This window comes from Serratia sp. AKBS12 (assembly GCF_024793895.1).
Lineage (GTDB): Bacteria > Pseudomonadota > Gammaproteobacteria > Enterobacterales > Enterobacteriaceae > Serratia_F.
In genome coordinates this window covers 1,584,025-1,604,205 of the sequence record NZ_JANUSB010000015.1, presented here as the reverse complement: position 1 = coordinate 1,604,205, position 20,181 = coordinate 1,584,025, and the positions used below count along the sequence as shown (strand labels likewise).

At 53.8% G+C, this 20,181-nt stretch carries 19 protein-coding genes; 6 read left to right on the top strand and 13 right to left on the bottom strand.

Annotated features, from left to right (window positions below; genetic code table 11):
- Nucleotides 1-128 precede the first annotated feature (128 nt).
- A complete protein-coding gene (kdgR, locus tag NYE85_RS17395; RefSeq protein ID WP_259005975.1) occupies nucleotides 129-920 on the top strand; it encodes a DNA-binding transcriptional regulator KdgR in 792 nt (263 codons plus the stop codon).
- Between the two features lie 88 nt (nucleotides 921-1,008).
- Here kdgR and NYE85_RS17390 read toward each other — a convergent pair whose 3' ends face one another.
- The 6 genes from NYE85_RS17390 to NYE85_RS17365 form a co-directional block, all read right to left on the bottom strand.
- Nucleotides 1,009-2,400 (bottom strand): L-cystine transporter, encoded by a 1,392-nt coding sequence (locus tag NYE85_RS17390; RefSeq protein ID WP_259005974.1) that lies wholly within the window; start codon nucleotides 2,398-2,400, stop codon nucleotides 1,009-1,011.
- A 183-nt stretch (nucleotides 2,401-2,583) separates the two neighbouring features.
- A complete protein-coding gene (locus NYE85_RS17385; RefSeq protein ID WP_259005973.1) occupies nucleotides 2,584-3,132 on the bottom strand; it encodes a metal-dependent hydrolase in 549 nt (182 codons plus the stop codon).
- A 211-nt stretch (nucleotides 3,133-3,343) separates the two neighbouring features.
- Nucleotides 3,344-4,105 carry a 2-dehydro-3-deoxy-D-gluconate 5-dehydrogenase KduD gene (kduD, locus tag NYE85_RS17380; protein ID WP_259005972.1) on the bottom strand — a complete coding sequence of 254 codons (762 nt, stop codon included), beginning with the start codon at nucleotides 4,103-4,105 and terminating at the stop codon, nucleotides 3,344-3,346.
- Nucleotides 4,106-4,137: 32 nt separating this feature from the next.
- On the bottom strand, nucleotides 4,138-4,974 hold the full coding sequence (kduI, locus tag NYE85_RS17375) for a 5-dehydro-4-deoxy-D-glucuronate isomerase (protein ID WP_259005971.1): 837 nt from the start codon (nucleotides 4,972-4,974) through the stop codon (nucleotides 4,138-4,140).
- A gap of 251 nt (nucleotides 4,975-5,225) precedes the next feature.
- The gene (gene hxpB / locus NYE85_RS17370) at nucleotides 5,226-5,891 is read right to left on the bottom strand and encodes a hexitol phosphatase HxpB (RefSeq protein WP_259005970.1); all 666 of its coding nucleotides are present in this window, start codon (nucleotides 5,889-5,891) and stop codon (nucleotides 5,226-5,228) included.
- Nucleotides 5,892-5,957: 66 nt separating this feature from the next.
- On the bottom strand, nucleotides 5,958-7,229 hold the full coding sequence (locus NYE85_RS17365; protein ID WP_259005969.1) for an HdeD family acid-resistance protein: 1,272 nt from the start codon (nucleotides 7,227-7,229) through the stop codon (nucleotides 5,958-5,960).
- Nucleotides 7,230-7,423: 194 nt separating this feature from the next.
- Between NYE85_RS17365 and NYE85_RS17360 the strand changes: the two genes are divergently transcribed.
- Nucleotides 7,424-7,984, top strand: a complete 561-nt coding sequence (locus tag NYE85_RS17360) for a YniB family protein (RefSeq protein ID WP_259005968.1) — start codon at nucleotides 7,424-7,426, stop codon at nucleotides 7,982-7,984.
- Nucleotides 7,985-8,033: 49 nt separating this feature from the next.
- Here NYE85_RS17360 and NYE85_RS17355 read toward each other — a convergent pair whose 3' ends face one another.
- The 6 genes from NYE85_RS17355 to ghoS all read right to left on the bottom strand — a co-directional run bounded on the left by NYE85_RS17355 (nucleotide 8,034) and on the right by ghoS (nucleotide 13,105).
- Nucleotides 8,034-8,900, bottom strand: a complete 867-nt coding sequence (locus tag NYE85_RS17355) for a fructosamine kinase family protein (protein WP_259005967.1) — start codon at nucleotides 8,898-8,900, stop codon at nucleotides 8,034-8,036.
- 200 nt (nucleotides 8,901-9,100) lie between these two features.
- Nucleotides 9,101-9,967: a metal ABC transporter permease gene (locus NYE85_RS17350; protein ID WP_259005966.1), complete on the bottom strand. Its 867-nt coding sequence runs from the start codon at nucleotides 9,965-9,967 to the stop codon at nucleotides 9,101-9,103.
- Nucleotides 9,967-10,833: an iron/manganese ABC transporter permease subunit YfeC gene (gene yfeC / locus NYE85_RS17345; protein ID WP_259005965.1), complete on the bottom strand. Its 867-nt coding sequence runs from the start codon at nucleotides 10,831-10,833 to the stop codon at nucleotides 9,967-9,969. The genes NYE85_RS17350 and yfeC overlap by 1 nt, the downstream gene beginning before the upstream one ends.
- Entirely contained in the window at nucleotides 10,833-11,723 is an 891-nt protein-coding gene (locus NYE85_RS17340) for a manganese/iron ABC transporter ATP-binding protein (RefSeq protein WP_259005964.1), read from the bottom strand. Before NYE85_RS17340 ends, yfeC begins: the two co-directional genes overlap by 1 nt.
- A complete protein-coding gene (locus tag NYE85_RS17335) occupies nucleotides 11,720-12,658 on the bottom strand; it encodes a metal ABC transporter substrate-binding protein (RefSeq protein ID WP_259005963.1) in 939 nt (312 codons plus the stop codon). The genes NYE85_RS17340 and NYE85_RS17335 overlap by 4 nt, the downstream gene beginning before the upstream one ends.
- Before the next feature lie 147 nt (nucleotides 12,659-12,805).
- On the bottom strand, nucleotides 12,806-13,105 hold the full coding sequence (ghoS, locus tag NYE85_RS17330; RefSeq protein WP_259005962.1) for a type V toxin-antitoxin system endoribonuclease antitoxin GhoS: 300 nt from the start codon (nucleotides 13,103-13,105) through the stop codon (nucleotides 12,806-12,808).
- A 109-nt stretch (nucleotides 13,106-13,214) separates the two neighbouring features.
- Between ghoS and NYE85_RS17325 the strand changes: the two genes are divergently transcribed.
- The 4 genes from NYE85_RS17325 (at nucleotide 13,215) to NYE85_RS17310 (ending at nucleotide 18,056) form a co-directional block, all read left to right on the top strand.
- Nucleotides 13,215-13,880, top strand: a complete 666-nt coding sequence (locus tag NYE85_RS17325; protein WP_039992170.1) for a transglycosylase SLT domain-containing protein — start codon at nucleotides 13,215-13,217, stop codon at nucleotides 13,878-13,880.
- 307 nt (nucleotides 13,881-14,187) lie between these two features.
- Nucleotides 14,188-14,916 carry a gluconate 2-dehydrogenase subunit 3 family protein gene (locus NYE85_RS17320; protein ID WP_259005961.1) on the top strand — a complete coding sequence of 243 codons (729 nt, stop codon included), beginning with the start codon at nucleotides 14,188-14,190 and terminating at the stop codon, nucleotides 14,914-14,916.
- A 2-nt stretch (nucleotides 14,917-14,918) separates the two neighbouring features.
- Nucleotides 14,919-16,703 carry a GMC family oxidoreductase gene (locus NYE85_RS17315; protein ID WP_259005960.1) on the top strand — a complete coding sequence of 595 codons (1,785 nt, stop codon included), beginning with the start codon at nucleotides 14,919-14,921 and terminating at the stop codon, nucleotides 16,701-16,703.
- 12 nt (nucleotides 16,704-16,715) lie between these two features.
- Nucleotides 16,716-18,056, top strand: a complete 1,341-nt coding sequence (locus NYE85_RS17310) for a cytochrome c (protein ID WP_259005959.1) — start codon at nucleotides 16,716-16,718, stop codon at nucleotides 18,054-18,056.
- 424 nt (nucleotides 18,057-18,480) lie between these two features.
- On the opposite strand, the gene NYE85_RS17305 is transcribed toward NYE85_RS17310, so the two are convergent.
- The gene (locus NYE85_RS17305) at nucleotides 18,481-19,698 is read right to left on the bottom strand and encodes a serine hydrolase (protein ID WP_259005958.1); all 1,218 of its coding nucleotides are present in this window, start codon (nucleotides 19,696-19,698) and stop codon (nucleotides 18,481-18,483) included.
- Between the last annotated feature and the right edge of the window lie 483 nt (nucleotides 19,699-20,181).

Here is a 20,181-nt window from a genome sequence, read left to right as displayed (position 1 = left end):
CGGCAATTGTAAACGGCGATGAGTAGCAGATTATTCCTTGGCATCCATTGCGTAGCGCGGATTGTTCCGCTTATACTGAAACTATTGTTCAAATTTCTTAAAACAGAAATAGGTGAGTAGGATTGACCATGGCTAACGCAGATCTAGATAAACAACCGGATTCTGTTTCATCGGTGCTCAAGGTGTTCGGTATCTTGCAGGCACTGGGCGAGGAGCGCGAGATCGGCATTACCGAACTGTCTCAGCGGGTGATGATGTCCAAAAGCACCGTCTACCGTTTCCTGCAAACCATGAAGTCGCTGGGTTATGTGGCGCAGGAAGGGGAATCGGAAAAGTATTCTCTCACCCTCAAGCTGTTCGAACTGGGCGCCAAGTCGCTGCAAAATGTCGATCTGATCCGCAGCGCCGACATTCAAATGCGTGAGCTGTCCAACCACACCCGTGAAACCATTCACCTGGGAGCGCTGGATGAAGACAGTATCGTATATATCCATAAAATCGACTCCCTGTATAACCTGCGCATGTATTCGCGCATCGGCCGCCGTAATCCGTTGCACAGTACCGCCATCGGCAAGGTGTTGCTGGCATGGCGTGACCGTACGGAGGTGAACGATATCCTGTCTCAGGTGGAGTTTACCCGCAGTACCCAGCATACCATTACCAGCGCCGCAGACCTGCTGCCAGTGCTGGATAAAGTTCGCGCGCAAGGGTTTGGCGAGGATATCGAAGAGCAGGAAGAAGGGCTGCGTTGCATCGCGGTACCGGTGTTTGACCGTTTCGGCGTGGTGATTGCCGGGCTGAGCATCTCCTTCCCGACCATTCGTTTTTCGGAAGATGCGAAATCCGATTACGTTCGGCAGCTACACAACGCCGCGCGTATTATCTCGCAACAGCAGGGTTATCACGATTACCCGTTCTGACGGTGCGGTGCCCTGTAACCCGCGAGAGGCGGCAGACAGACATAAAAAAACCGGCGATTGCGCCGGTTTTTTATTGCAGCGGGCAAGGTTATTGATGAACCAGTTCCGCTTCGTCTTCGCTGTTCATGATGCTTTTGTCAGTTTGCTTCATCAACTGGCTGGTGATGGTGCCGGCGGTCATAGAACCACTGACGTTCAACGCGGTACGACCCATGTCAATCAGCGGTTCAACCGAAATCAGCAGTGCGACCAGCGTCACCGGCAGACCCATCGCCGGCAGCACGATTAGCGCGGCAAAGGTCGCGCCACCACCCACGCCAGCAACGCCGGCCGAGCTGAGCGTGACGATGCCAACCAGCGTGGCGATCCATAACGGATCCAGCGGGTTGATGCCGACGGTAGGGGCAACCATTACCGCCAGCATGGCCGGATACAGGCCGGCACAGCCGTTCTGGCCAATGGTGGCTCCGAACGAGGCGGAGAAGCTGGCAATCGACTCTGGCACACCCAGACGGCGCGTTTGCGCTTCCACGTTAAGCGGGATGCTGGCGGCGCTGGAGCGGCTGGTAAAGGCGAAGGTGATCACCGGCCAGACCTTGCGGAAGAACTTCGCCGGATTAACGCCGGTGAACGACAGCAGCAGCGCATGTACTGCGAACATGATCGCCAGCCCCAGATAGGAGGCAACCACAAAGCTGCCCAGCTTGATGATATCGTGAATGTTGGAACCAGCGACCACTTTGGTCATCAGCGCCATGACGCCGTACGGGGTCAGTTTCATCACCAGACGCACCAGTTTCATCACCCAGGACTGCAGAGTGTCAATGGCATTCAGTACGCGTTGGCCTTTGGCCTGATCGTCTTTCATTAATTGCAGTGCCGCGACGCCGAGGAAGGCGGCGAAGATCACCACGCTGATGATTGAGGTTGGGCTGGCGCCGGTCAGATCGGCAAACGGATTCTTCGGCACGAACGACAGTATCAGCTGTGGCACCGTCAGATCGGCCACTTTTCCGACATAGTTACTCTGAATTGCCGACAGACGTGCGCTTTCTTGCGTACCTTGCACCAGTCCTTCGGCGGTCAGGCCGAACAGATTGGTTACCAACACCCCGACCAACGCGGCGATCAGCGTGGTAAACAGCAGGGTACCAATGGTCAGCACGCTGATTTTGCCCAATGATGACGCATTATGCAGTTTGGCGACGGCGCTCAGAATTGAGACAAACACCAGCGGCATCACGATCATTTGCAGCAGTTGCACATAGCCGTTACCGACGATGTTGAACCAGCCAATGGATTCTTTCAGTAGCGGATTGTCTGCGCCATAGATCAGTTGCAATGCGAGGCCAAACACCACGCCAACCACCAAACCGACCAGAACTTTTTTTGCCAGACTCCATTGCTTATGGCGAGTTTGCGCCAACAGCAAAAGGAGGGCGACAAAAACCAGCACGTTAATTACGAGCGGTAGATTCATCCCCGTGTCTCCAATATCTTTTTTATAGTTTAAAAATGGCTACGCACCACGATGTAGCGATGACGATATGGTATCAGTTTGCGCGGCACCATCCTTATATCCAAATCGAATGTGATATAACTCACGGTAATTTTTTGCTCGATAATTCGCCACTATGGATATAAAAACACCGAAATTTCGTGATCACAGTCTAATATTTTTTAACTGCTCAAAATATGACTGCACCGGAATGGTGCAGTCTCCTTGCCAGTAGATGGCAAAAGCGACTAGACAAAGACACAGGACACGTTCCAGCTGATTGCCCTTTTGTGAATTTAGCAGCGGCAGGCGAAAACGCCAGCGGCAGGGCCATAACAGGGGAACGCCGGCGGGAGTAAGCATGTCAGCCAGCAGATGGCTAAAGTAGCCGATGATCATGGCATGCAAGACATCGGGGGGGATAGGCCAACTGCGCGGTACATCGAGGTTGAACAGCATCACGCCGCCGACGATGGCCAACAGGCTGTGGGTAAAGCCACGATGGCCGAAGGCACGTGCGATGGGGATCGCTACCCAGCGCAAGCGTTGGCCAAGCACCGATTTGGGATGATCGATATCCGGTAATAAAGACGTCAGCAAGGCTGCGGGTATGATGTGCCACCAGTCGCCGTTGGCCAGCACCGGTGTCACTTCTGCTTTCTTGGCGAAGATCGCGCAAGCGACAGAAAAAATAAGATGTCCTTCCGCAGTCATGCTGTTGCAATTCCGGATGCTAAACTGGTAATTTATCCAGTATATGGGGATTTGCACAGTAATGGAATGGGTGACGCTGTAACTAATTGTTTAAATCGCCGAATTTACAATGGGTTGGACAATTTCCGCGCTGCTGGCGACGAGATTGTCATGCGGCACAAAAAAAAGGCTCCTTGCGGAGCCCCTGGTCGGTGTGATTTGGTGGCGGGAATCAACGTGCCAGCCAGCCCCCGTCGACCGCCATGGTATAGCCATTGACATAATCAGAGGCGGCCGAGGCCAGAAACACCACAGGCCCCATCATGTCCTGCGGCAGCCCCCAGCGGCCGGCAGGGATACGCTCGAGAATCGCCTGATTACGTTCCTCATCGGCGCGCAACTGTTGAGTATTGTTGGTGGCCATGTAACCTGGCGCGAGAGCATTGACGTTAATACCGTGTTTGGCCCATTCATTGGCCAATAGGCGGGTTACGCCCATCACCGCGCTCTTCGAGGCAGTATAGGATGGTACGCGAATGCCGCCCTGGTAAGACAGCATTGAGGCGATATTGATGATTTTGCCGCCGGACCCCTGTTTGATAAATTGACGCGCCACCGCTTGCGACAGAAAGAACACGGTTTTGATGTTCACATTCATCACGTCATCCCAGTCTTTTTCGCTGAAGTTAATTGCATCTTCGCGACGAATTATGCCGGCGTTATTGATCAGAATGTCTATGCGGCCGAATTCGGCAATGGCCTGTTCCAGTAAGCCCGGGATCACCGCCACGCTGCTCAGATCGGCGCGTAGCGTCAGAAAGCGCCGGCCCAGTGCGCCGATCTGGTCGCGAGTTTGTTGCGGATCGCTGCGGTTAACGCCAATGATGTCGCAACCGGCCTGCGCCAGCCCGATAGCCATACCCTGACCCAGTCCGGTATCACATCCGGTCACCAGCGCCACTTTACCTTTCAGATCAAAGGAATCTAGAATCATAGCCAGCTTCTCTCGCGGTTCGGAAAGGGGGATTAGCGTAAATCGCTAACGGCGACATGGTCCATATCGCCGAAGACCTGATTCTCGCCAATCATGCCCCAGATAAAGGTGTATCGCTTGGTGCCGACGCCGGAATGGATTGACCAGCTCGGTGAAATCACCGCCTGTTCATTGTGTACCAGCAGATGTCGGGTTTCCTGCGGTTGACCCATCATATGAAATACCGCGGTGTCCTCGTCCATATCGAAATAGAAATACACTTCCATACGCCGCTCGTGGGTGTGGCATGGCATAGTGTTCCACAAATTGCCTTCCGCCAGCGTGGTCAGGCCCATGGTGAGCTGGCAGGTTGGCAGCACATCCGGCACGATGAATTTGTTGATGGTGCGACGGTTGCTGGTGGCGTTATCGCCCAGCGTTTGCGGCGAGGCTTCTTCCAGAGTTATTTTCCGGTTGGGATACGCGGTATGCGCTGGCGCGCTGTTGTAGTAGAACTTGGCGGGATGGCTGGCATCAGTGCTGCTGAATTCAACCTGCCTGGCTCCCTGACCCACATACAGTGCTTGCTGATTGCCAATTTCATAGCGCTGTCCATCTACCACGATGGTCCCGGCACCACCAATGTTGATCACCCCCAGTTCGCGGCGCTCCAGAAAATAACTGACGCCCAGTTGCTTGCCGACTTCGTCACCGATGCTGACCGTTTTATTCACCGGTTTGATACCGCCAACGATAATCCGATCGATGTGGCTGTAGGTCATGGTGTACCTATCGGCCTCAAAGATGTTTTCGATCAGAAATTCGCGGCGTAACCCGGCGGTATCTAGCTGTTTAGCATGGTCGCTGTGAATGCTTTGACGGACGTCCATCTCAATGCCTCGCTTGCTGAAGTGACAGGAAGAAAGCACCGGTCAAACGGTGACGCTGCGTGGCAGTGACAGCGGCGACCGCCTGCCCGGCGCTTTCTGTTATGGCGACAGCATAGGGTGGTCGGTATATGAATTCAATAAAAATGAAATAATGTTTTATTTAATTTTGATGGCGGTCGTAGTTTTTGACTGGCAGTGCGAAAACACACTGCCAAGTCGGCAGTGTGCAGTAAACGATATGAGGATGGGGATTATGTCAGGTGTGCCGGTGTCAGCTGTTCGAGGGACGACAATTGGTAGTCTGCCAATGCCCAGCGCGGATCCTGGCTGTATTCCTGGGCCGGGATCACTATCGAACGCATACGCGCCGCTTTGGTGGCGATCATGCCGTTGAACGAATCCTCCAGCGTGATGCAGCGCAGCGGATCGCTGCCCAGACGTTCGGCCGCGATCAGGTAAACTTCCGGGTGCGGTTTACTGTAAGGTAAATATTCAGCCGAAACCAATCGATCAAAATAGGGTTCCAACTCAAACATCTTCAGCACCTGCTGTTGCATGTGCAGCGGTGAGGCAGACGCCAGTCCGATCTTCAGACCCTGGGCGCGGCACAGTTCAAGCGCTTGCTGTACCCCCGGCAATAGTGGACGCGTTTCGTGCACCAGTTCAATGGCGCGCTCAATGATGCGTGCCGACACCTGTTCCAGCGAAGGGCCTTGCCATGGCATGGCCTGATACCATAGCTTGACCACCAGATCGATACGCAGGCCGAGGGTATCTGGCAGATTGTGCCGATCGGAAAGGTCGAGGCCAAGCGCGCCGAAAATATCCAGCTCCGCCTGCAGCCATAGCGGCTCGGAGTCAATCAGTAAGCCGTCCATATCAAAAATTGCGCTTTCAATCTGTTGCGAATAGGCCATTAGCGGTCACTCCTGCGGGCGCCATGTGGAAAAATTGGCATTACTGTAGCATTGTCGCCGACGCGACTAAAACTTTTGCCGCCGCTGCCTACGGGGAATTGCCGTCAGGCGCTGTGTCAGCTTGCGTAATTTCAGTAGCCAGCGTTGATCCTGGTGTTCAGTCACCTGCTTCAGCATGCGGGTATAGTCCAGCACCAACCCCGGCGTCCAGGTCATGCTTTCACCGCGACTGCGCAGCATCGCCAGCACCCACAGATTAGGATCCAGTGCCAACATCAGAAAGCGACGCCATAGCTGCTGGCCACCCAGTACGCCTTCCAGGGCGCTGTCCAGCGCGCTAATCACCGTGGTAGAGCAGTTGCGTCGCGTCAAGTTGTAGGTGTCGTCTTGACGGTAGTGTTGCCAGAAGGCGCGCAGCGCGCTGGGATTATAGCGGCAGAAGTGAATATGTTTGTCCGGTGGGCACCACTCGGCCGTTTCCTGTTGCAAATTGGGTAGAAAACGTCCGGCGACGTTGTTCTGTTCCCCGGCATGCAGCAAACGGCGAAAATCTTGCGCCGACCGATCGATGTCATCGCGCGGATAGTGGCTGATATAGATATCAGGAGCTAGTTCCAGCGCCGTATGGCCGGTGGAGATCACGCCTGCACCGTCGACTGCGGCAATGTAACGGTCAACGATATAACGACGGCGTGCATCTTTCGCCGAGCCAAGCGGGGTCCAGACATATACCGTCAGCGGCTGTGTAGCAGTGTGCGTCGGCACTGCGGTGTGGTGCCGATTAAGGGCAAAGTGCATCAGGCGGCGCGAAATGCGCAGCAGGGCCCAGCCAGAGAGGATCATCATCAGGCCGAAGCAAAAGGGCACCGTCATGCGATGCGGAGCCGGCCAGCCAATGAAAATCATCAGCGACAACAGCAGTTCGCCGCTACCGGCCAGGGCGACAACCTTCCAGCGGCGGTGCTGGATCACGGTTGAAGATGCGATGCGCACCACCCCGTCCAGCAGCAGCGCGCTGCCGAATACCACGCTGGAAATGATATTACCGTCGGCCGGCACGTCGAACACCAGCAATGCCATGAAAATAAAGCCGAAGCCCTTGAGCAGTACCGGCCGGCCGTTGCCACCAATCACCAATGCAGCCGAGATGGCCACCAGCCCCTCGAGCGCCAGCATCAGCGCCAACGCATCCAGCGCCAGCAGTGAACGCCCGTCCTGCAACACATCCACCAGCATCAGTACGCCAGTGATGATCCAAAACCAGCCAAACAACCATAAAGCGCGGCGTTGCCCGTGCAGTGCCTGAGCGCCGAGCAGCAAGACGATCAGCCGAATCATTATCGTTCCTTTTATCATGCGTTGGGATAACAGTATAACGCGATGCGAAAAAACAGCGCTGTCGGCGTGCTTAGACACTAAGCTGTTGATATCGGATAATTCCGCCCGATCTGTGTAAAGAAAACGGTGGGCGCATCCTGGCAACAACGGGTAGACTTAGGCCATTACGGCTGCGTCGCTAACAAGGGGAATCCATGACGTATCAACAGGCAGGGCGTATTGCCATCATTAAACGTATCCTGGGATGGCTGGTATTCATCCCGGCGTTGCTGTCGACGCTGATTTCACTGCTGAACTTTATCTATCAACACAGTGAAAAAACCAAAGGCATCAATGCGGTGATGCTGGACTTTGTGCATGTGATGGTGGATATGGTGCGTTTCAATACGCCGTTTCTTAATCTGTTCTGGTATAACTCGCCGGTGCCGAATCTTGATAAAAGCCTGTTCAGTGGCGGCAATCTGATGTTTATCCTTATCTATTTCCTTATTTTTGTCGGGCTGGCGCTGTGCGCTTCCGGGGCGCGCATGTCACGGCAAGTGAGGTTCATCCGCGAACGTCTGGAAGATCAACTGATCCTCGAACAGGCCAAGGGGAGTGAAGGGCTAACGCGGGTACAATTGGAACAGCGTATTACCCTGCCGCACCACACCATTTTCTTACAGTACTTCCCGCTGTATATTTTGCCAATCGTGATAGCGGTGGTGGCCTATTTCGTCATCAAACTGTTGGGGAGCCTGGCCGGCGGCGCCTGAGCGACGGGCAAGGTTCAGGTAACAGACAGGGCCCGTCACGGGCCCTTTTTTATGATCCAGGGTGTAGCAGGGTGTCGATGGCGCGCTGCGCTGCGACCAAGTGCTGACCGCCAAACAGGTTGCTGCGATTGAGTAGATAATAGAGCTGATACAGCGGCTGACGCTCGATAAAGTCGGCGGGCAACGGCCAAACGCTTTGATAGCCGTCGTATATTTGCGGCGGCAGTTCCGGGTACAACGGCAGCATGGCAAGATCGCATTCACGATCGCCCCAATAACAGGCGGGGTCGAACAGCATTGGGCCGTTGGCGGTCATCGCGCAGTTGGCTGGCCACAAATCACCATGCAATAACGAAGGTTGTGGCTGGTGGTTTTGTAAACGCAGGTAGACGATGTCCACCAGTTCATCGATGTCACCGAAGGTCATGCCTTTTTCCGCCGCCAACTGCAGTTGCCAACCGATGCGCTGCTCGGCAAAGAATTCGGCCCAGCGGCGTTGCCAGGTATTGGGCTGCGGTGTGGTGGCAAGATCGTTATCAAAGTCGAGGCCGAACTGCGGCTGTTCGCTCCACTGGTGCAGACGTGCCAACTGTTGTCCGAGACAATAGGCACCGTGCGCGTCCAGGGGTTTGAGCGCCTGGTATTCCAGCAGCAGGAAGCTGTATTCGCGATCGCTGCCGACGCCGTAGACCTCCGGCACGTGCACGGTTTTACTGCGCGCCAGCAATGCCAGTTGATCCGCTTCGGCGGTGAAAATCGGCAGCAGCTCGCGGGCATCGCACTTGACGAACACCTCGCTGTCACCGTACTTCACGCGCCACGCCGGGTGGATTTCGCCACCGGGCAGTTCAGTCCTTTCGCGGATTTCTGCGTTGCCAAGGTGTTCACTTAACAGACGACTAACGGCTTGCCACATGGTATTCCCCCCCTCTGTGTTGCCTGCTGTTTCATTAGCTTAGCGTCTTTGACGTGGTGAAAACACGATGTGGCGCACAGCCGCGTTTTGCCGTAGGCGTATTTGTCACCGTCGCACATGTGGTCAAAGTATATACGCTATTGATTAATTTAAATACTCCTGCGTCAAGGTTAGTTTTGCCTTGCGCTGCGCATGGGGGATCACGATCGGGATTTATCATCCAGCAATGGGTTTTCGTGACGTTGTAACGGTTTGATGCGGCTATAGAGCAGGGCGATAACGAACAGCACGGCCTGTACGATGACGATGCATGGCCCGGTTGCGCCATCGATATGGAAGCTGATCAAGGTGCCGAGCACGCAGGAAAACACCGACACCACGGTAGCGACCAGCAGCATGCGGTCAAAACTGCTGCACAGCAGGAAGGCAATAATCCCCGGAGCTATCAGCATGGCGATCACCAAAATCACCCCCACCGCCTGCAACGAGGCGACAATGGTCATTGCCAGTAGGCACAGCAACCCGTAATGCAGCAGCTTGACCGGCAGGCCAATCACCCGCGCATGGCTGGGATCAAAGCAGTACAGCATCAGATCCTGGCGTTTCAGCAGCACCACCGCCAGCGTAATACCGGCAATCAGCAGCGTTTGCTTCAGTTCGCCGTCGCTGATGCCGAGCATGTTGCCGAACAGAATGTGGCTCAGGTGCTGATCGGTATCCACCCGCGAAAACAGTACCAGCCCAAGGGCAAACATACCGGAAAAGACGATGCCCATCACCGTATCTTCCTTTACCCGGCTGTTTTCCTTTAGATAACCGGTGGCGAGCGCGCAAAAGATACCGGAGAGAAACGCGCCAATGGCCAATGGAATACCGAGTACGAATGCCAGTACGATACCAGGCAGTACGGCGTGAGAAATGGCGTCGCCCATCAGCGACCAGCCCTTGAGCACCAGATAGCATGACAGTACCGCGCACACCACTCCGGTAACGATGGCGGCAACGATCGCCCGTTGCATAAAGGGATAGGCGAAGGGCTCGCTGAGCCATTGATACAACATCTCCATCAGCGCTCCTCCCCGCTGTGTTCAGCGCGCGCCACCCGACGTTTGCTCGCCAGTAGGCCGTGTTTCGGTGCCAGCACGAACGCCAGCAGGAACATCAGGGTTTGCAGGGTGACGATCACGCCACCGGTGGCACCATCAAGGAAGAAGCTTAAATAGGCGCCGATACCGCTGGTCAGCGCGCCGATCACGATAGCGATGATCACCAGTCGGCTAAAGCGGTCGGTCAGCAAATAAGCGGTTGCGCCAGGGGTGATCACCATGGCGATAACCAGGATGGCGCCAACGGTTTGCAATGCCGCAACGGTGCAGGCACTGAGCAGGGTAAAGAACAGGATTTTCAGCCGCAGCGGCGACAGGCCAATCGACACCGCGTGGCTTTCGTCGAAGAATACCGCCAATAGGTCTTTCCACACCAGGCACAGAATAACGAGCGACACGCCGATGATGATCTCTACCTGCAGCACATCCTCATCGGCGATGCCGAGGATATTGCCAAAAATAATCGACTGCACGTTAACCGAGGTCGGATTTAGCGAGACGATCAGCAGCCCGACGGCAAAAAAGGTAGAAAAGATAAAACCGATAATTGCGTCTTCTCGCAGGCGGGTAACATGGCGTACCAGCGTCATCGCCAGCGCTGCCAGCATACCGGTAAAGAACGCGCCAGCGGCGTAGGGCAGTCCCAAGGCATAAGCACCGGCAACGCCGGGCACCACCGAGTGTGACAGGGCATCGCCCATCAATGACCAGCCTTTCAGCATCAGATAGGCCGACAGGAACGCGCAGGCGGCACCGACGATGGCGCTGACCCAAATGGCCTTGACCATGTAGTTGTAATTGAACGGTTGCAGCAGAGTTTCCAGCATCAGGGTTGCTTCTCCTTTGGCTGGCTTTGCGCTGGCGGGTCGCTTTTGGTGTGGCCATAAAATACCGCGGGCCGTTCGTCGTCGGTCAGTACCGTGACGGTACGCGGATCGTTATCGTCATGCAGATCCGGGCCGGAAAGGTTGATGTGGCGCAACACGCCGCCAAATGCCAGTTCCAGGTTGCTCTGGGTGAAGGTGGTTTCGGTCGGGCCGGCGGCCAGCACCGTGCGGTTGATGAGTATTACCCGATCGCAGAATTCTGGCACGCTGCCCAGATTGTGGGTGGAAACCAGAATCAGGTGGCCTTCGTCGCGCAGCGCGCGTAACAGATCAATAATTGCGTTTTCGGTTTTGACGTCAACGCCGGTGAAGGGTTCGTCCAGCAACAGTACGCTACCTTGCTGCGCCAGCGCCCGGGCCAAAAACACGCGTTTTTTCTGCCCGCCGGACAGCTCGCCGATCTGTCGTTTGCGCAGCTCGCTCAAACCGACACGCGCCAACGCGTTATCGACGCGCTGGCGGTCGTCTTTGGAAGGAATACGCAGGAAATTCATCTTGCCGTAACGCCCCATCATCACCACATCTTCCACCAGTACCGGGAAGTTCCAATCAACGTCTTCCGTTTGTGGTACGTAGGCGATAAGGTTGTGCTTCAGCGCATCGGCAATCGGTTTGCCACTGAGCAATACCCGACCGTGAGTGGGGCGCACCAGCCCCATGATGCTTTTAAACAGCGTCGACTTGCCGCTGCCGTTCACCCCGACCAGCGCACAGATGGCGCCGCCGGTGAGCGAGAAGCTGGCGTCGTAAATCGCGGTATGGCCGTTGTTGTAGGTGACGGTAACATTGTCGACGTTCAATTCGGGTCGGACAAACGCCTCAGCGGTCATTGATTAAATCCTTTGGCAATGGTCTGCACGGTTACATTCAACAAATCTATATATGTCGGTACCGGTCCGTCATGGGCAGACAGCGAATCAACGTACAGCACGCCGCCGTAGCTGGCTCCGGTTTCCTTTGCCACCTGTCTGGCCGGTTTGTCGGAAATGGTACTTTCGCTGAACACTACTGGAATGTTATTGGCGCGTACCGCGTCGATAACCCGCCGCACCTGCTGCGGTGAACCTTGTTCGTCGGCGTTGATTGGCCACAGATAGACTTCCTTCAGCTGATAGTCTTTCGCCAGGTAGCTGAACGCGCCTTCGCTGGTTACCAACCAGCGCTGCGCCGCCGGGATACGCGCCAGCCGCTCCCGCAGCGGGGCGTCAAGCGCGGAAATTTTTTCTGCATAGGCTTTGGCATTGCGATTGTAGGTTTCGGCATTGGCCGGGTCGTACTTCACCAGCGCTTGGCGGATATTGTCGATATAGACCAGGGCGTTGGTCGGTGACATCCAGGCATGCGGGTTAGGATTGCCATTGTACGGCCCTTCGCGGATCGGCAGCGGCGTAATGCCTTCAGTGACCACCGCCGCAGGCACCTGCTTGATATTTTCAAAGAAGCGTTGGAACCAACGCTCCAGGTTCATGCCATTCCATAAGATCAGATCGGCGTGCTGTGCCTTGACGATATCGCGCGGTGTGGGTTGATAATCGTGGATTTCTGCACCCGGCTTGGTAATGGATTCGACCACGGCGGCATCGCCGGCAACGTTTTGCGCAATGTCTTGAATAATGGTGAAGGTAGTCACCACGCGCAGCTTCTTTTCGGCCAGCGCAGGGTGGCTGAACAGCGCGGCGGCCAACAGCAGCCCAGGTAAAACAAATGGGCGCAACCATTGTGTGGCGCGTTGCTCAAGGGGAAATGCGTTTGGTTTCAGTGGCATGGTGACTTTTCCTTATTCAAATGAAAATGATTATCAATATCATTTATCATGAAGTCAAGCGTCACAAGCAACTGACGACAGGTTGATTCCAGCATCAACAAATAATACCGTCCGGTGAGTTATAGCATTTAATGTATCCGTATGTAACTAGCTCTCGGCGTGTAACTGTTTAACATACTCATCATAAGTTGATATCGTCACTTCTGGCATTTTTCCTAACGCAACCTGCCCGAGGCCTTGTGCCAGTTTTTCAGTATCTGATTGATCCAATGAGGTTATCAGCGCAAAAGTATTGCTGCCCAACTCGTGTGAAACTCCGTCTTTATCTGTCAAAGCGGTGGTGAAACCTTCGCGGGTCAATTGTCCGGTAAGCTTCGCCAAATCAGTTAATCCTTCTTCCTGATAGCGAAAGGTCACCACAAAACACCTGGTCGCAGATTGACTCATAAATCACCTCTTGGTATATGGATAGCATGAGAATAGACCAAAAAATCAATGCAGGCGTCCTTACACGTTGCCTCTGCTACGCAACTCATTGAAAGGAGTGAGGGATTCTGTGAAAACAAAAATTGGTTGCCTAATGGCAATTACCCTTTTGGCGGGGTGTGCAAAAGACCCGCAGACTACCAGCAGCACAACGGGCAGTGGCACAGGCAAAGGAGGGTGGTTGCAGCCGCCGCCGCAGGCACCGGTCAACCGCACCGGCACACCGGTTGCCTACAACGACTATATCAGCCAGGCCGCCAGCCATTACGGCGTGGATGAAACGCTGATCAAGGCGATTATCCAGGTTGAATCCGGTTTTAATCCAAGCGTGGTCAGCACCTCCAACGCCGTGGGTCTGATGCAGTTGAAAGCCTCTACTGCCGGGCGTGATGCCTATCGTATGAAGGGCAAAAAGGGGCAACCCAGCTCGCGAGAATTAAAAGATCCGGCGGTCAATATTGATCTGGGAACGGCCTATATCAATATTCTTCAAAGCCAACAGCTAGCCGGGATTACCAACCCTAAAACTCTGCAATACGCAACTATTGTCTCATATGTCAACGGCGCCGGTGCGATGCTGCGCACCTTCTCTTCGGACAAGCGAGTGGCGGTGAATCGCATCAACCAAATGAGCCCCGACGAGTTTTACCAACACATACAGAAGAAGCATCCGGCACCGCAGGCGCCGCGTTATTTGTGGAAGGTAACTACCGCTTATCAGGCAATGCAGCAATAATTCCAGCACGCGAAAAACCGGCTCGACCCCTGGCCGGTTTTTATCTTTTTTAACCGCGCAACCCCCGCCGAATATCTCATTTTTCGTTATTTCTTCTGCCGTTACCTGAAAAACAGCACAAAAAGTTAATTCAGTCTCTGTGGTCAATTCTTTACGTCCATTCAATAAGTTACCGGTAACATTTTTGCTAAAGGTGGTTTTTTGGCCTTCAATAAATAGACAAAAAGGTTACAAATTATGTTTGAAACCCACATTAACCGCACGGTTGAGGTTAAATAGTTGTGATTATCTTTGGATGGAATGTGATATGTCGGACGATAAAACTAACAATTCGCGGCGCGATTTTTTACTCAAATCGATGACCCTAATCCCCGCGGCGGTGATTGGCGGCAGCAGCGTCGGCGCTTTGACCGCGCCGGCAGCCGCCAACGCTGCCAGTAACACACCCGCAACAACTGACGCTTATCAACCCACCTTCTTCACGCCAGAAGAATGGGCATTTATCAATGCCGCAGTGGCGCGGTTGATCCCGGCCGACGATCGCGGCCCAGGCGCGCTGGAGGCTGGCGTGCCGGAATTTATCGATCGGCAGATGAATACTCCCTATGCCACCGGCGCCATCTGGTATATGCAGGGGCCATTCAACCCGGACGTACCGAAGGAACTGGGTTACCAGTTACCGCTGGTGCCAAAGCAGATTTACAATCTGGGCATCGCCGACGCCGACGGCTACAGCAAAAAGCAGCATGGCAAAGTGTTTGCCCAGTTGGACGGCGCACAACAGGACACGATGCTGAAACAGATGGAAGCCGGCGAAGCCGAGTTCGAACAGGTGCCTGCCAAGCTGTTTTTCTCCTACCTGCTGCAAAACACCCGCGAAGGGTTCTTCAGCGATCCGATCCATGGCGGCAATAAGGACATGGTTGGCTGGAAGCTGATTAATTTTCCGGGTGCGCGCGCCGACTTTATGGACTGGGTTGAGCGAGGGGAGCGTTATCCCTTCCCACCGGTATCGATTCGTGGGGAGAGAGGATAACAATGGCAACGCTAATGAAGAAAAAGGACGTGGTGATCGTCGGGTTTGGCTGGGTTGGCGCCATCATGGCCAAGGAACTGACCGAAGCCGGGCTGAACGTGGTAGCGCTGGAACGCGGGCCGATGCGCGATACCTACCCGGATGGTTCCTACCCGCAGGTTATCGACGAACTTACCTATAATATTCGTCGCAAACTGTTCCAGGACTTGTCGAAAAGCACGGTGACCATTCGCCATAACAGCAGCCAGACCGCGGTGCCATACCGTCAGTTGGCGGCATTCCTGCCGGGTACCGGCGTGGGCGGTGCCGGACTGCACTGGTCGGGAGTGCATTTCCGCGTCGATCCGATCGAACTGCGCATGCGCAGCCATTATGAAGAGCGCTACGGCAAAAACTTCATTCCCAAGGATATGACCATCCAGGACTTCGGCGTGACATACGACGAGCTGGAGCCGTACTTTGACAAGGCGGAAAAGGTGTTTGGCACTTCCGGCACCGCGTGGTCGATCAAGGGGAAAGTGGTTGGTGCAGGCAAGGGCGGCAACCCGTTCGCGCCCGACCGTTCCGACGATTTCCCGCTGCCGGCGCAAAAGAATACCTACTCTGCGCAGCTGTTCCAGAAAGCGGCGACCGAGGTCGGTTACCACCCGTATAATCTGCCATCGGCCAATACCTCGGATTCTTACACCAACCCGTATGGCGCTCAGATGGGGCCGTGCAACTTTTGCGGTTTCTGTAGCGGTTACGCCTGCTACATGTATTCCAAAGCGTCGCCGAACGTCAACATCCTGCCGGCGTTGCGTATGGAAAAACGTTTCGAACTGCGCACCAACGCCAACGTGCTGAAAGTGAACCTGACCGACGATAAGAAGCGTGCTACCGGCGTGAATTACATCGACGCACAGGGGCGTGAAGTCGAGCAACCGGCCGATCTGGTGATCCTGGGGGCGTTCCAGTTCCACAATGTACATCTGATGCTGCTGTCCGGTATCGGCAAACCGTACGATCCGCTGACCGGTGAAGGAGTGGTGGGGCGTAACTTTGCCTATCAGAACATGACCACCATTAAAGCGTTCTTCGATAAAAACGTGCACACCAATCCGTTTATCGGTGCGGGCGGCAACGGCGTGGGCGTTGACGATTTCAACGCTGACAACTTCGATCACGCCAAAGAGGGCTTTGTCGGCGGATCGCCGTTCTGGGTCAACCAGGCTGGCACCAAGCCGATTTCGGGCCTGCCGACCCCGGCCGGCACCCCGGCCTGGGGCAGCGAATGGAAGGCGGCGGTAGCGGATGCCTACACCCATCATGTCTCGATGGATGCGCACGGTGCGCATCAGTCTTACCGCAACAACTATCTGGATCTCGACCCGAACTACAAAAACGTGTTCGGTCAGCCGCTGCTGCGCATGACCTTCGACTGGCAGGAAAACGACATCAAGATGGCGCAGTTCATGTTCAACAAGATGGCACCGATTGCCAAGGCGATGAACCCGAAACACATCATCGGCAGCCCGAAAAACGCCGATAGCCATTTTGACACCACCAGCTACCAGACTACCCATATGAACGGCGGCGCGGTGATGGGCGAAAACCCGCAGACCAGCGCAGTGAACCGCTATCTGCAAAGCTGGGACGTGCACAACGTGTTTTCGATTGGCGCGTCTGCTTTCCCGCAAGGGCTGGGCTACAACCCGACTGGTACCGTCGCGGCGCTGGCGTACTGGTCTGCCCGGGCTATTCGCGAGCAGTATCTGAAGAATCCAGGCCCATTGGTGCAGGCATAAGGACGGCGAGTGATGAAATCAATTGTTTCTGCACTGGTTTTCAGTGCGCTGAGTGTGTCGGCCTTCGCGCAGGACGCGACGGTGAGCAGCGAGCTTATCAAGCGCGGTGAGTATCTGGCGCGTGCCGGCGACTGCGTGGCTTGCCACACCAATGGCAAAAGCGGCAAAACCTTCGCTGGCGGTTTGGCGATGGAAACGCCTATCGGTACCATTTATTCCACCAACATTACGCCAGACAAGAAAACCGGCATCGGTGACTACAGCTTTGAGGATTTCGATAACGCGGTACGTAAAGGGGTTGCCAAAAACGGCAGCACCCTGTATCCGGCGATGCCTTATCCGTCGTTTGCCTTGATCAAGGAAGACGACATGCGCGCCATGTACGCCTACTTTATGCATGGCGTTCCGGCGGTGGAAGAGGCCAACCGCGAATCCGACATTCCGTGGCCGCTGTCGATGCGTTGGCCGCTGAGCATCTGGCGTGGCGTGTTTGCACCGACGCCGGCGGACTTTGTCGCCAATGCCAACGCCGATCCGCTGATCGAGCGTGGGCGTTATCTGGTTGAAGGTCTGGGGCACTGTGGTGCCTGCCACACGCCGCGCAGCATCACCATGCAAGAGAAGGCGCTGAGCAATAACGAGGGCGATGACTACCTGTCCGGTAGCAATGCGCCAATCGACGGTTGGGTCGCTTCCAGCCTGCGGGGCGACCATAAGGATGGGCTGGGCAGTTGGAGCGAAGCGGAGCTCACCGAGTTCCTGAAAACCGGTCGCAACGATAAGACCATCGTGTTTGGTGGCATGAGCGATGTGGTCGAGCACAGCCTGCAATACCTGACCGACGAGGATTTGACGGCGATTGCCCGCTACCTGAAAACGCTGCCGCCAAAAGACGGCAAGCAGCAGGCGGCGGCACCGGTGGTGGACAGCGTGGCCAAAGATCTGTGGCGCGGTGACGACAGCAAACCCGGTGCAGCACTGTACGTTGACAACTGCGCGGCGTGTCACCGTACCGACGGCGTGGGCTACAAACGCGCCTTCCCGGCATTGAAGGGTAATCCGATCGTACAAACCGACGATGCCACCTCGCTGATCCACATCGTATTGACCGGCAACACGACGCCTGCGGTGAAGGGGGCGGTGTCCAACATCACCATGCCGCCGTTCGGCTGGCGTCTGGACGATCGGCAGGTGGCGGATGTGGTTAACTTTATCCGCTCCAGTTGGGGCAATGACGCCAAGGCTATCAGCGCCGCCGACGTCGCCGAGGTGCGCAAGGATCGCTCGATGATCCGTGATGAAAAGGCCATGGGCAGCGCCCAGGTGCCGGATCACCCGGACGCGGCGAAGTAATATTGCTTGCCAGTGATAAAGGCCTCGAAAGAGGCCTTTTTTATGGTTTATCGCACTTTAGCGTGAACCAATAAAACGGCAGTAAGAACGTTTAGGTTTGTATTCGCCAAAACACACCCTGAACTTTCAAAACTGCCGTTACCATGAATGCTAACCTGACCTCTCTTTTCTGAAAAGGTTTCAGTGTCTCTTCCTGCACTGAAATTACCGCCGATACACTGCTCATCCGCCTTCAGCCTCTGACTTCCCAACCCTCATGTTGTCGTGGATGCAACCGCAACACTCCTCATATTGATACTTGACAGCCACCCACGCGAATTTTCCCGTGTAAAGGGCATTTCCTCTAGGGCATTAGGAGTATCATGGAATATCTCCGATTTGCTGCGATCCTGTCAAACCCATAACCAATGGGAAGTTATAGCAATTACATATCGTGCTTGCCAGATATAATAGCATTACGTATTGTTCGAGAGACTGCCAGGACAGAATCAGCATAAGCGACACCATTATAATCGGCGGTCGGTTTATCTCCTGAGTTGGCCAAATAATGAGCCATTTTTGCAATCACGATTTTACTATCCAAGTCAACGTAAATAAACTTACCAAACAATCCCAACATAAGAAAGTCATTCTGATCATCTAAAGATGGCCAGCAGAGATAACCATATCCAACAGTTTTTATTTTATTAAAATTCAGCGCACCCTTAGGATAACGTGTTGGCGTTATTGTTTTTTCCAACCACTCTTGAGTGAAGACTCTTTGCCCGTTGAGCTCCCCTTGATGTGCATAGAGCAATCCCAATCGTGCATAATCACGTAAGGTCGCTTCTAAACCATTACCACCAGCCTCATGTCCTTGATGGTCCAGCTGATAACGGGCATTATCAGACATACCAACGCGTTTCCAGAGCTTCTCTTGCAAATATTCTGCCAAAGAATATCCACTGGCCGCTCTTAAAGAAACAGCTAAAGCAATTGGATCTAGTTCTGCGTAGTTAAATACGTCACCAGGGGCATGGTTAGGCATTCTTTTTTTTGTCTTTAGGTAATTTTCCCAACCGTTCCATGGCATATTGAGGTGAGCAATAATATGTGCATCTTCTAATGCTCCTAATGTTTCCACAGCACTGCTTTGGCGCAACGCCTGTTGAAATGTCACTCCTGAATAAGCTGTATCATTTAAAAACGAGGCATATTTACCCATGGGTTCTTCTTCGCTGATTATTATATTTTCATAAATGAGACTCCCTATTGCCATACTTGTTAGCGATTTGCTTATGGAGTAGGCTGGATACAACGTTTTAGGTGAGTTAAACAGAGTGTATTTCTCATAAAGGATATTATCGTCTTGCAGCACGATAATGCTTTGCATACCTGTTTTATTGAGGTATTGACCAACACTTTCTGTCTTGCCATTCAATGTGAAACTTATGGTTTGGATATTATAGGTTGGCCCGTATTTTTTTAACTCATAAATATTGTTAGGGTCGTTTTTTATTGTTTTGAATCCAAAAAATCCAGGGATAACATATTTGTCAACAATGCCTGGAGTTTCAGTTATGTTTGGTTCGCTTGGTGCGGTCGCATAAGATTCAGATAAACTCAACCCAAAAAATAACAAAGAAATTAATAAGTTTTTCATAATGTGGTTCTCTCTAATTGAAACTCGCTCCTGGTATGCCTCTAATGGTAAATGGCGAAAGTTAGGTAAACGATAACTATTAAAAAATAAAACAAAGGAAAACGACGAGTAAATGATGATGTCATATGTTTCCTTTGGGGATTTTAACATAATATAGAATATCAATAAGGTCGTGATGTCTAAGAAGTCATGTCGCAAAAAGACACTCAATCAAAGCATCAAGTTTGTTAACCAAGGAGTGCTAAGGGTGGTTAATGTAAAATGTCACCTACATTTTTCTCTATAATACTTGGCGCACCTATGAGGCCAGACAGCCTGGCGTTAAAGAGCAAACCCGGCCATGTGGTGCCGGTGATGCCGCACCCGAATTACTACGGACAGCAAAGCATGTTGATGTAACGAAAAGCCCCGGACTAAAAACCCGGGGCTTTTTTCGAAGTGTGGTCAATACGTGGACGTGAGGGTGAAATAAATTCTTTTATT

What these genes read in the sequence shown, in the direction of transcription:
- kduD (WP_259005972.1), bottom strand. Translation starts at nt 4,105, where the DNA reads ATGATTCTAGATTCCTTTGATCTGAAAGGTAAAGTGGCGCTGGTGACC.
- kduI (WP_259005971.1), bottom strand. Translation starts at nt 4,974, where the DNA reads ATGGACGTCCGTCAAAGCATTCACAGCGACCATGCTAAACAGCTAGAT.
- NYE85_RS17335 (WP_259005963.1), bottom strand. Translation starts at nt 12,658, where the DNA reads ATGCCACTGAAACCAAACGCATTTCCCCTTGAGCAACGCGCCACACAA.
- NYE85_RS17360 (WP_259005968.1), top strand. Translation starts at nt 7,424, where the DNA reads ATGACGTATCAACAGGCAGGGCGTATTGCCATCATTAAACGTATCCTG.
- NYE85_RS17305 (WP_259005958.1), bottom strand. Translation starts at nt 19,698, where the DNA reads ATGAAAAACTTATTAATTTCTTTGTTATTTTTTGGGTTGAGTTTATCT.
- yfeC (WP_259005965.1), bottom strand. Translation starts at nt 10,833, where the DNA reads ATGCTGGAAACTCTGCTGCAACCGTTCAATTACAACTACATGGTCAAG.
- NYE85_RS17385 (WP_259005973.1), bottom strand. Translation starts at nt 3,132, where the DNA reads ATGACTGCGGAAGGACATCTTATTTTTTCTGTCGCTTGCGCGATCTTC.
- NYE85_RS17320 (WP_259005961.1), top strand. Translation starts at nt 14,188, where the DNA reads ATGTCGGACGATAAAACTAACAATTCGCGGCGCGATTTTTTACTCAAA.
- hxpB (WP_259005970.1), bottom strand. Translation starts at nt 5,891, where the DNA reads ATGGCCTATTCGCAACAGATTGAAAGCGCAATTTTTGATATGGACGGC.
- NYE85_RS17350 (WP_259005966.1), bottom strand. Translation starts at nt 9,967, where the DNA reads ATGGAGATGTTGTATCAATGGCTCAGCGAGCCCTTCGCCTATCCCTTT.
- NYE85_RS17365 (WP_259005969.1), bottom strand. Translation starts at nt 7,229, where the DNA reads ATGATTCGGCTGATCGTCTTGCTGCTCGGCGCTCAGGCACTGCACGGG.
- ghoS (WP_259005962.1), bottom strand. Translation starts at nt 13,105, where the DNA reads ATGAGTCAATCTGCGACCAGGTGTTTTGTGGTGACCTTTCGCTATCAG.
- NYE85_RS17310 (WP_259005959.1), top strand. Translation starts at nt 16,716, where the DNA reads ATGAAATCAATTGTTTCTGCACTGGTTTTCAGTGCGCTGAGTGTGTCG.
- NYE85_RS17315 (WP_259005960.1), top strand. Translation starts at nt 14,919, where the DNA reads ATGGCAACGCTAATGAAGAAAAAGGACGTGGTGATCGTCGGGTTTGGC.
- NYE85_RS17355 (WP_259005967.1), bottom strand. Translation starts at nt 8,900, where the DNA reads ATGTGGCAAGCCGTTAGTCGTCTGTTAAGTGAACACCTTGGCAACGCA.
- NYE85_RS17390 (WP_259005974.1), bottom strand. Translation starts at nt 2,400, where the DNA reads ATGAATCTACCGCTCGTAATTAACGTGCTGGTTTTTGTCGCCCTCCTT.
- NYE85_RS17340 (WP_259005964.1), bottom strand. Translation starts at nt 11,723, where the DNA reads ATGACCGCTGAGGCGTTTGTCCGACCCGAATTGAACGTCGACAATGTT.
- kdgR (WP_259005975.1), top strand. Translation starts at nt 129, where the DNA reads ATGGCTAACGCAGATCTAGATAAACAACCGGATTCTGTTTCATCGGTG.